Below are 8,982 nucleotides of genomic sequence, written 5' to 3'. Positions count from 1 at the left end.
GATCATCAACGCCAGTGACGCCTGCCAGGAGTTCGCCATGGCGGCGACCACCAGGGTCGGCGCGCAGATCAGCATGGCCAGGCCCGGGACAAGGGCATAGGCCTTGAGGCTGCGACGGGCCGCCCAGTTGACCACGGCGCCTCCGCCCCAGATGCCCAGACCCATGCAGATCCCCGCAGCCGGGCCGAACCACCGCGCCACCTCGGTGAGCGGCATGTCATGTACGCGCATCAGGTAGGCCGGGATCCAGCTCAGCATCCCGTTGCTGATGAAGGCGGCCAGGCCGCTGGCGATCAACAGAAGCCCGAGCGTGGGCCGAGACAGAAAGAGACGCACCGTGTCCATCAGGCCGGCGCGCGGCCCTTCCGGATCGACCGGCGCAGGATCCAGTTGGCCGCGCACAGGCTCCTTGACCGCCAGCACCAGGATCAAGGCGGCCACGACGCCGATGACGGCGACCCCAAAAAACGCGCCGCGCCACCCGAACTCGGCCGCAGCCCACCCGCCGAAGCTGGCGCCGACAAACACGCCAAGCGGGCCGTTGACCGTGAACAGCCCGATAATCGCGGGCCGCTGGTGAGGCGGGTAGTAGTCGGCGAGGATCGACAGGGATGGAGCGGTGCCGCCGGCCTCTCCGATCCCGACCCCAAACCGCGCCAGCGCCAGATGCCAGAAGTTTGTCGCGAAGCCGCAGGCGCCGGTGAACAGACTCCAGATCGTGCAGGCGGCCGCCACCAGCCGCACCCGATTGGTGCGATCGGCCAGCATCGCGGCGGGCACGCCGACCACGCCATAGAACAGCGCGAACGACAGGCCGGTGAGCAGGCCCAACTGAGTGTCGCTGAGATGAAGTTCCTTGCGGATCGGTTCGGCCAGCACGGAGAGAATCTGGCGGTCGACGAAGTTGATCGTGCCGATCGCGGTCAGGATCAACAGCGCCATGGTGCGGCCGGGCCGGCCGACCGGCGAGGCGGGCGGGCTTGGCGCGGCGGTCGCGGCCTGGTCCATGAAACTCCCCGACGGCGTCGTTTCGCACCTTGTGTTTGAGCCTAGGCCGGGGCCTCTGCTTGTCAATCAAGTTTACGGTTGTCAGCCTGTGGGACTAGGTTGGATCCGACGTTGGGGCGCGAAGGAGACGGCGATGGGCGGACGGCTCGAAGGCAAGGTCGCGATCATCACCGGCACCGGAAGCGGGATGGGCCGGGCGGCGGCGCGGATGTTCGCCCGCGAAGGCGCCAAAGTGGTTGGGTGCGACATCCGACCCGATGCGCACGAGGTGGCGGATGAGGTGCGCGCGGCCGGGGGCGAGATGGTCTCGCTGCAGCCGGTAGACCTCTCGGCGCAGAGCGGCGCGGAACGTCTGGTGGCGTTTGCGCTCGACGCCTACGGGGGCTTCGACATCATCTACAACAACGCCGCCATGGCCTATTTCGCCTTCATCCCGGACATGGACTTCGAGACGTTCGCCCGCACCCAGCGCGAAGAAGTGGACATTATCTTCCATCTCTGCCGGGCGGCCTGGCCGCACCTGATTGCTCGGGGGGGCGGATCGATCATCAACATCGCCTCGACCGCAGCCAAGAAGGGCTCGGCCGGTCAGGGGATGGTCGCCCACTCAGCGGCCAAGGGCGCGGTGACGGCCATGACCCGCCAGTACGCCACCGAAGGCGGGGCCCACCGCATCCGGGCGAACACCATCTCGCCGGGAATGATCCGCTCAGCTCAGACCGAGCCCTTGATGCTGCAGCCAGGGTGGACCGAGCGCGCCATCGCCCGGCAGGTCATCAAGCGCATCGGCGAGCCGGACGACGTGGTCGCCACCGCCCTGTTCTTGGCGTCGGACGAAAGCAGTTTCATCACCGGAGCCGACATCGCCGTCGATGGTGGGACTATGGCGAACTGATTTAGAGCGTCTTCCGAAAAGTGGCCCCGGTTTTCGGATGCAGAGACGCTCTAAACTCTTGATTTCGAGCCCCTTCCGCCCTGTTCAGATCATTCCATCAGAACGGGAAAGGCTCTCGACGCCCGAACTCTTCAGCATGTTCTCGCCGAAGAGATTGGACCAGGCTTCCGGCGTCAGCTGGGGGCGGATGCTGGAGAGGTTCGGCGGGTTCTTCACGCCGGTGCCGCGCGCGACGGCCGGCCGGGCTTCGATCACGTCGAACCAGCGTTTGATGTTGGGCCAGTCGGCCATGTCCAGTTCGATGGCGCGAATGGCGCGCGCCCAGGGCCAGGTCGCCATGTCGGCGATGGAGTATTCTTCAGCCAGGAACTCCGCCTCCGCGAGACGCCGGTCCAGCACCGCCAGCATCCGGCGCGTCTCGTTCATGTAGCGGGTGACCGGATAGGCCTGGCCCTCCGGCGCGTAACGGACGAAGTGATGCGCCTGACCCTGCATCGGTCCAAAGCTGGCCATCTGCCACATCAGCCATTGCTGAGCCTGAGAGCGACGGCGCGGGTCGACTGGCATGAAGGCGCCGCCGGTCTTCTCCGAGAGGTAGAGCAGGATGGCGCCCGACTCGAAAACCGGAAGCGGCGGGCCGCCGCCGATCGGATCATGGTCGACGATAGCCGGCAGACGGCCGTTGGGGTTCACCGCCCGGAACTCCGGCCTCAGGTGTTCGCCCGCCAGCATGTCGTAGGAGATGAGCCGGTGCGGGAGGCCGGTCTCCTCCAGCATGATGCTGACCTTGTGTCCGTTGGGCGTCGGCGTGAAGTGGACGTCGATCATTTGGACCTCAGGTGGCTTAGAGGGCGGGCCGGGGCCCGCCCTCCGCCGGATCAGAACCGCATGCCCGCTTCAATCGAGATGTTGCGGGTCTCTTCCAGATACATGATCGCCCGAGGGGCGGCCGTGATCGGGAAGGGCAGGTTGAAGGCGCTGCCGGTGGTCTTCTCATTGGTCAGATTCTTGCCGACGACCGCCACGTGCCAGCGCTCGTCCACAGGGCCGTACTGAACTCGCGCATCGAGCTTGGAATAGCCCTTCTGACGGCCGAACAGCGGGCTCTGGTTGTCGCTGTCGAAGTACTTGGACCGACCACTGAGGCCGATCGTCGTGTCGATGACGTTGTCTTCGCCGAGGTCGAAACGATGGCGCGCCTGCAGAGAGTAGGAGAACTTGGAGGTATAGGGCAGCGGCGATCCGGCGATGTTGTTGGCCGCAGCGCTGGCCGGGTTGGCCGGATTGCAGGTGGTGATCGGCTGCGACGCCAGGCAAGCCGCGCCCGGATAGTCGTCGTACTTGGCGTCCTGGTAGGCGGCCGCCAGCGTGAACGACAGGTTGTCCATCGGGTACCACGCGGCGGAGCCTTCGACGCCCTTGGAACTGGCGCTGGCCGCGTTGCCGGTCTGATAGACCTGTAGGGCGGAGTTGTAGACCGACACCTGTAGGTCCTTGAAGCTGGTGTCGTAGACCGAGACGTTGAGCACCAGCTTGCCGTCCGCCAGGGTCGACTTGATGCCCGCCTCGATGTTTTCCGACTCCTCCGGCCGATAGCGGAAGCTGGCGTCGGTGGTGCCATAGGTGTTCGACACGAAGCCGCCGGACTTCGAGCCGCGGCCGAACGTGGCGTAGGCCATGACCTGCGGCGTGAAATCATATTGCAGCGTGATCGAGGGATCGATGTTGTCCTCGCTCAGTTTGCCGTTGGCCCGGGCGTTGACCGGACGAAGTGCGAAGGGACCTGAGCGCAGGCGGCCGAAGAAATGACCGCGCTTGTCGGTCTGGGTGTAGCGCAGGCTGCCGATGGCCCGGAGGTCTTCGGTGAAATTCAAGGTCCCCTGGCCGAACACCGAGAAGGATTCCGAGCGCTGGCGGAACTCGGTGTTGAGCAGGCCCTGGTAGACCAGCACGCCCGGGATGTTGATATCGAACCCGCCCAGTTGGGTCAGACGGTAGAGCGCGGTGTCATAGTAGGCGCCGACGATGTACTCGAACTTCCTGCCGGTCGGGGAGAGCAGCCGGACCTCCTGCGACCACTGGCGGAAGTGCTCGGGATAACTGTTGTAGACGCTGTTGCGCGTGGTTCCTCCGGCGGGAACAGCCTGGTCGAAATTGTTGACGATATTCGACCGGAAGAACGAATAGCCGGTGATCGACGTCAGGGTGAAATCGCCCATCTGGTAGTTGCCGGTGCCGGACACCAGCCACGAGGTGACCTTGGTGCCTTCCGGGCCGATCGGGTTCTGGGTGCTGAACCGGGTGGTCTTCGGCTGCTGAGGCGTGGTGAGCGGACTGGAGACGTTGAGGCCGCCCTTCACTTCCTTGTCCGCGTACTCGACCTTGAGGTTGTAGTCGAAGGTGTCGGTCGGCGCGTAGCGCAGGGTCAGGCGCGCCAGAGCGGACCGGTTCTGGGGCTCGTCGCGGCCGTTGGCGAGGTTCTCGATGTAGCCGTCCTGGTCCACGAACTTCACCGCCAGGCGCGCGCCCAGCGTCTCGCTGATCGGGCCTGAGATGTGGCCGGACACTTCCGGTCCCTTGAGATCGAAGCTGTAGACGCCCTTGATCGCAGCCTCGAATGCGGAGGTCGGGCCCGCCGACACGACGCTGACGGCGCCGGCCGGGGTGTTTTTGCCGAACAGCGCGCCCTGGGGTCCGCGCAGCACCTCGACCCGCGCCAGGTCGAAGAAGGGCGCCTGGGCCTGGCGGTTACGTCCGGCGTAGATGCCGTCCATATAGAGGCTGACGGCCTGGTCGAACGAGAAGTTCGCCGGCGGCGAACCGAAGCCGCGGATGTAGATGACATCATTGCCGGCGGTGGTCTGCACCGCGACGTTCGGCGTGAACTTGAACATCGCCTTGAAGTCGTTGGTGTTGAAGTCCGAGAGCTTGTCGCCGCTCACGACTTCCATCGAAATCGGCACGTCCTGGAGCTTCTCGGCCCGCTTCTGTGCGGTCACCACCACCTCGCCGAGATTGGTGGGCGTTTCGTCGGCCGCCAGCGCCGATCCGGCGCACAGGCTCACCAGCATTGTGGTGGATAGCAGTACACGAGCGATCATCTTGGACTTCCCCTCTTGTTTGTCGGCCCGTGTTTCCCAGACCAGACATTGGCGAACAGACTCGGCGCGCTTGCGCCAAATGTCAATTTAACTGACGCTTCGAAGCGCGCCGGCGTCGGCGGGTTTCTCGGCGAGGATCATGTTCTCAAGCATCCGCCGACCGCGCAGCGCGTGCACGTCCGACCGTAACGGCAGTTCCTGAAACTCGCCGACCGCGCCCAACAGGCGCTCGATCTCTCCAATCGCCTCGACGTCCTCGGTGAAGATTCGGATCGCCGAGGCCGGGTCGGGCGGAAACCTGGCGCTGAGCGCGTAGGTGGCCGGGTCGACTGCGCTGGAAGCGAAGTAATGGCATTGAGTGAGAGTGGCGGGGGTCACAGCGTGGAAGATGCGGATGTCCAGCATCGGCGCGTCCTTCACCGGGTCCGAGCCCGCGGGGAAGTACCGGTCATGACCGTGATGGAAGCCGGGTGCGATGAAGGTCAGCATGATCTCACGATCCACCTCGCCCTCCACGCCCCGGCTCTTGCGCACCCAATCGGTGACCGTGGCTTTGGGGATCCAGCGCAGGCTGCGGACCCAGCCTTCGCCCTCTTCGTGCCGCTCTTCGGTGCCGGCCACGTCCCCGCCGCCAATGGTGTCGGCGTGCAGGATCGTCAGATGGCTAAGGTCGAGGAGGTTGTCGTTCAGCAGCTGGTAGCGGCCCTCGACCTGCCAGTAGAGCGGCGGTCGCTTGATCCACGCCGGATCGGTCAGCCCCAGGGCCTGATGATCGGGCAACCGCGCCAGGTCCGCCGTTTCCGCCTCGCCTGGCCAGATCCAGATCCAGTCCCAGAGCTCAACCACCGCATAGGCCTTGACGCGGCAATTCGGGGGAATGATCGCCTGGCTCGGGATGTGGGAGCAGCGGCCGTCCGCCTCGAACCGCAGGCCGTGATAACCGCAGATGACGGCGTCGCCCTCGATCCGACTGCGCCCCAACGGATAGCCCCGGTGCGGACACCGGCCGGCTAGGGCGACTGGCTCGCCCGCTTCGGTTCGATAGAACACCACCGGCTCGTTCAGGATGAACCGCTCAAGTGGGGCTCGCGACACCTCGCTGGATCGCGCGGCGACATACCAGCGGTTCCGCGGAGCGTAGAGACCGGCTGAGAGCGGATACATGCCGCGCCATCCTCAAGGACGAACGACACAAGATTAGATTGCTAAGAGTAGGTGTCAATTGCATTGACATGACCCTGACCGTCCCGTCGGCCGACCGCCTCTGGACCCCGGTCGCTTAGGATTCTAAGCCTCAGGGCGTGACGGTCGAAGCGGACATTCTCGAGATCCTGAGCGCGGAAGGCTTCCTGCCGGCGGGCGCATCGCCGCCGCTGGCGCGGCTGGCCGGCGGCGTGTCGAGCGAGGTCTTTCGGATGGACCTGGCGGGGGGTCCGGTCTGCGTGAAGCAGGCGCTCGCCAAGCTGCGCGTGGCGGCTGACTGGCGGGCGCCGGTGGAACGGTCGCGCTTTGAGGTCGCGTGGCTAAGGACGGCGCGCGCCTTCACCGACCGCGTCCCGGAGGTGCTGTTCGAGGCCGTGAACGCCAACCTCTTCGTCATGGCCTTCTTCGACCCCGCAACCCATACGGTGTGGAAGGCTGATCTGGCGGTCGGCCGCGTAGATCCGCGAATGGCCGATCGCCTGGGTCGAATGCTCGCCGCGATCCATGCCGGCGCGGCGGGATCGGCCGACATCTCGGCGCGTTTCGATAACACTCCGTTTTTCGAGGATCTGCGGCTGTCGCCCTTCCTCCGCTTTACCGCCGGCGCGCACCCGGACCTCGCCGAGAGGCTGACTGCATTGGCTGATCGCACGGCGGCGACTCGGATCACCCTGGTGCACGGCGACGTCAGTCCGAAGAACATCCTTTGCGGCCCCGATGGCCCGATCCTGCTCGATGCGGAGTGCGCGTGGTACGGCGACCCGGCCTTCGATCTGGCGTTCTGCTCGACCCATCTGCTGTTGAAGGCGGTCTGGAAGCCGCAGCACACGGCCGCCTACCTCTCGACTTTCGCCGCGCTGCAGGCGGCTTACCTTGGCGGCGTCGCCTGGGAGTCGCCGCCAGGGCTGGAGGCGCGGGCCGCGGAACTCACAGGCGCGCTCCTGCTGGCGCGGGTCGATGGCAAATCGCCGGTCGAATATCTGCAGACCGACGCCGACAGAGACTTCGTACGCAATACCGCGCGAGCGCTGATCGCTGATCCACCTTACCGGATGGCCGATCTCTCGCTGCTCTGGAAAAACGCCTTGGACGCCCGATGAAGTCAACGATCACCCACATCGCGGCGCGTCAGATCTGGGACAGCCGAGGGCGCCCAACCGTTGAAGCCGACGTCTCGCTCGCGGGCGGCGCGACCGGCCGCGCGGCGGCCCCGGCCGGCGCTTCGCGGGGCGCGCATGAGGCCATCGACCTGCGCGACGGCGGCGCCCGATTTGGCGGCATGGGCGTCTCCCAGGCGGTGGCCGCCGTCAACGTCGAAATCGCCGCGCGGCTCCGCGGTCTGGACGTCGCCGATCAGGTGGGACTGGACGAGGCCCTGATCGAACTGGACGGAACCCCTGCCCTGGAGCGGCTTGGCGGCAACGCCGTGGTGGCGGTTTCCCTCGCCGCGCTCCAGGCCGCCGCCGCTGCGGAAGGCCTGCCGCTTTGGGCGCACCTGGCCCAGGGTCGCCGGGTCCGGCTGCCGCTGCCCGAGATCCAGATCTTCGGCGGCGGCGCTCATGCCGGACGCCGCACCGACGTGCAGGACTTCATGATCATGACGCCCGGCGCCGGCAGCGTCCGTGAGGCGCTGGAGATCACCGCCGAGGTCTTCCGCGCGGCGGGGCGGCTAATGGAGGAAACCGGTCGCCTGGCCGGCGCCGCGGATGAAGGCGGCTGGTGGCCGATGTTCGCCTCCAACGAGGAGGCGCTGGAGGCTTTGGTCCAGGCCATTGAGATGGCCGGATATCGGCCGGGCGAAGATGTCTTCATCTCGCTCGACGTGGCGGCGAACGAGCTTCAGGCGGGCGACGGGCGATATCGCCTGGGCCTGGACGGGGCGGACTTCGACAGCGCCGCAATGGTGGCGCGGGTCGCCGATTGGGTGCGCCGGTTCCCGATTCTCTCGATCGAGGATCCTGTCGGCCAGGATGATCTCGAAGGCTTCGCGCTCGCAACCCGGACATTCGGCCAGAAGATCCAACTCATCGGCGACGACATCCTGGTGACCAGCGCCGCCCGTGTTCACCGCGCCGCCGCAGCCGGGGCCGGCAACGCTGTGCTGGTGAAGGTGAACCAGGCCGGTACGGTGACCCGGGCCAAGGCGGCGCTGGACGCGGCCCGGGAACAGGGTTGGGCGGCCATCGTTTCGGCCCGCTCGGGCGAGACTGAGGATGTGGCGATCGCCCACCTGGCCACCGGCTGGGACGCCGGTCAGATCAAGGTCGGCAGCTTCGCCCGGTCCGAACGCATGGCGAAGTGGAACGAGCTGCTGCGGATCGAGGAAGCCATGGGGCCGGACGCCTGCTTCGCCGGGCGCGGCGCTTTCGCCGCCGGCGTGACGGCGGGGCTGGCGTGAAGACGCTTCTGCACTATCGGGCGAGTGACGGCTTCCGCGCCGCGCTTGCAGCCATCGCCGGAGCGACAGGTGTCGCCGCCGTGGTGGTTGATGAAGACGATGAAGAGGCCTTTACGCGGGAGATCGTCGATACGGACGTCCTGCTGCATGTGCTGAAGCCGGCGACCGCGGCCCGGATCGCCGCGGCGCCGCGCCTGCGTCTGATCCAGAAGCTGGGCGTAGGGGTCAACACCATCGACCTGGAGGCCGCTCGCGCGGCGGGAGTCGCCGTCTGCAATATGCCCGGGACCAACAGCCAGGCGGTGGCCGAGATGGCCCTGGCCCTCATGCTGGCGGTGCTGCGGCGGCTTTCGTACCTCGACCCTTTGACCCGACGC

The 8,982-nt window shown here is 66.6% G+C and carries 7 protein-coding genes and 1 pseudogene; 4 read left to right on the top strand and 4 right to left on the bottom strand.

Going from position 1 to position 8,982, the window contains the following annotated elements:
• Positions 1-1,008: spinster family MFS transporter (locus ACIQ3R_RS11335; RefSeq protein ID WP_397418523.1), on the bottom strand; the 1,008-nt coding region annotated here is incomplete at its 3' end.
• 133 nt (positions 1,009-1,141) lie between these two features.
• Between ACIQ3R_RS11335 and ACIQ3R_RS11330 the strand changes: the two genes are divergently transcribed.
• Positions 1,142-1,903: an SDR family NAD(P)-dependent oxidoreductase gene (locus ACIQ3R_RS11330; protein ID WP_397418521.1), complete on the top strand. Its 762-nt coding sequence runs from the start codon at positions 1,142-1,144 to the stop codon at positions 1,901-1,903.
• A gap of 84 nt (positions 1,904-1,987) precedes the next feature.
• On the opposite strand, the gene ACIQ3R_RS11325 is transcribed toward ACIQ3R_RS11330, so the two are convergent.
• The 3 genes from ACIQ3R_RS11325 to ACIQ3R_RS11315 form a co-directional block, all read right to left on the bottom strand.
• Entirely contained in the window at positions 1,988-2,731 is a 744-nt protein-coding gene (locus ACIQ3R_RS11325) for a glutathione S-transferase N-terminal domain-containing protein (protein ID WP_397418519.1), read from the bottom strand.
• A gap of 50 nt (positions 2,732-2,781) precedes the next feature.
• Positions 2,782-5,004, bottom strand: coding sequence for a TonB-dependent receptor (locus ACIQ3R_RS11320; protein ID WP_397418517.1), 2,223 nt, complete (start codon positions 5,002-5,004; stop codon positions 2,782-2,784).
• Positions 5,005-5,091: 87 nt separating this feature from the next.
• Positions 5,092-6,168, bottom strand: a complete 1,077-nt coding sequence (locus tag ACIQ3R_RS11315; protein WP_397418515.1) for a Rieske 2Fe-2S domain-containing protein — start codon at positions 6,166-6,168, stop codon at positions 5,092-5,094.
• 137 nt (positions 6,169-6,305) lie between these two features.
• On the opposite strand from ACIQ3R_RS11315, the gene ACIQ3R_RS11310 reads away from it, so the two are divergent.
• From ACIQ3R_RS11310 to ACIQ3R_RS11300, 3 genes and pseudogenes are all read left to right on the top strand, one after another.
• Positions 6,306-7,307: a phosphotransferase family protein gene (locus tag ACIQ3R_RS11310; RefSeq protein ID WP_397418513.1), complete on the top strand. Its 1,002-nt coding sequence runs from the start codon at positions 6,306-6,308 to the stop codon at positions 7,305-7,307.
• The gene (eno, locus tag ACIQ3R_RS11305) at positions 7,304-8,605 is read left to right on the top strand and encodes a phosphopyruvate hydratase (protein ID WP_397418511.1); all 1,302 of its coding nucleotides are present in this window, start codon (positions 7,304-7,306) and stop codon (positions 8,603-8,605) included. The genes ACIQ3R_RS11310 and eno overlap by 4 nt, the downstream gene beginning before the upstream one ends.
• A pseudogene (locus tag ACIQ3R_RS11300) lies at positions 8,602-8,982 on the top strand (hypothetical protein); the annotation flags it as partial. The gene eno and the pseudogene ACIQ3R_RS11300, both read left to right, overlap by 4 nt.

Origin of the sequence: Phenylobacterium sp., assembly GCF_044371015.1 — a bacterium.
In the GTDB taxonomy this organism is placed as follows: Bacteria; Pseudomonadota; Alphaproteobacteria; order Caulobacterales; family Caulobacteraceae; genus Phenylobacterium.
This window is presented reverse-complemented; position numbering and strand designations above follow the sequence as displayed.

Coding starts and splice junctions, on each gene's coding strand:
- ACIQ3R_RS11315 (WP_397418515.1), bottom strand. CDS start 6,168: ATGTATCCGCTCTCAGCCGGTCTCTACGCTCCGCGGAACCGCTGGTAT.
- ACIQ3R_RS11325 (WP_397418519.1), bottom strand. CDS start 2,731: ATGATCGACGTCCACTTCACGCCGACGCCCAACGGACACAAGGTCAGC.
- ACIQ3R_RS11320 (WP_397418517.1), bottom strand. CDS start 5,004: ATGATCGCTCGTGTACTGCTATCCACCACAATGCTGGTGAGCCTGTGC.
- eno (WP_397418511.1), top strand. CDS start 7,304: ATGAAGTCAACGATCACCCACATCGCGGCGCGTCAGATCTGGGACAGC.
- ACIQ3R_RS11330 (WP_397418521.1), top strand. CDS start 1,142: ATGGGCGGACGGCTCGAAGGCAAGGTCGCGATCATCACCGGCACCGGA.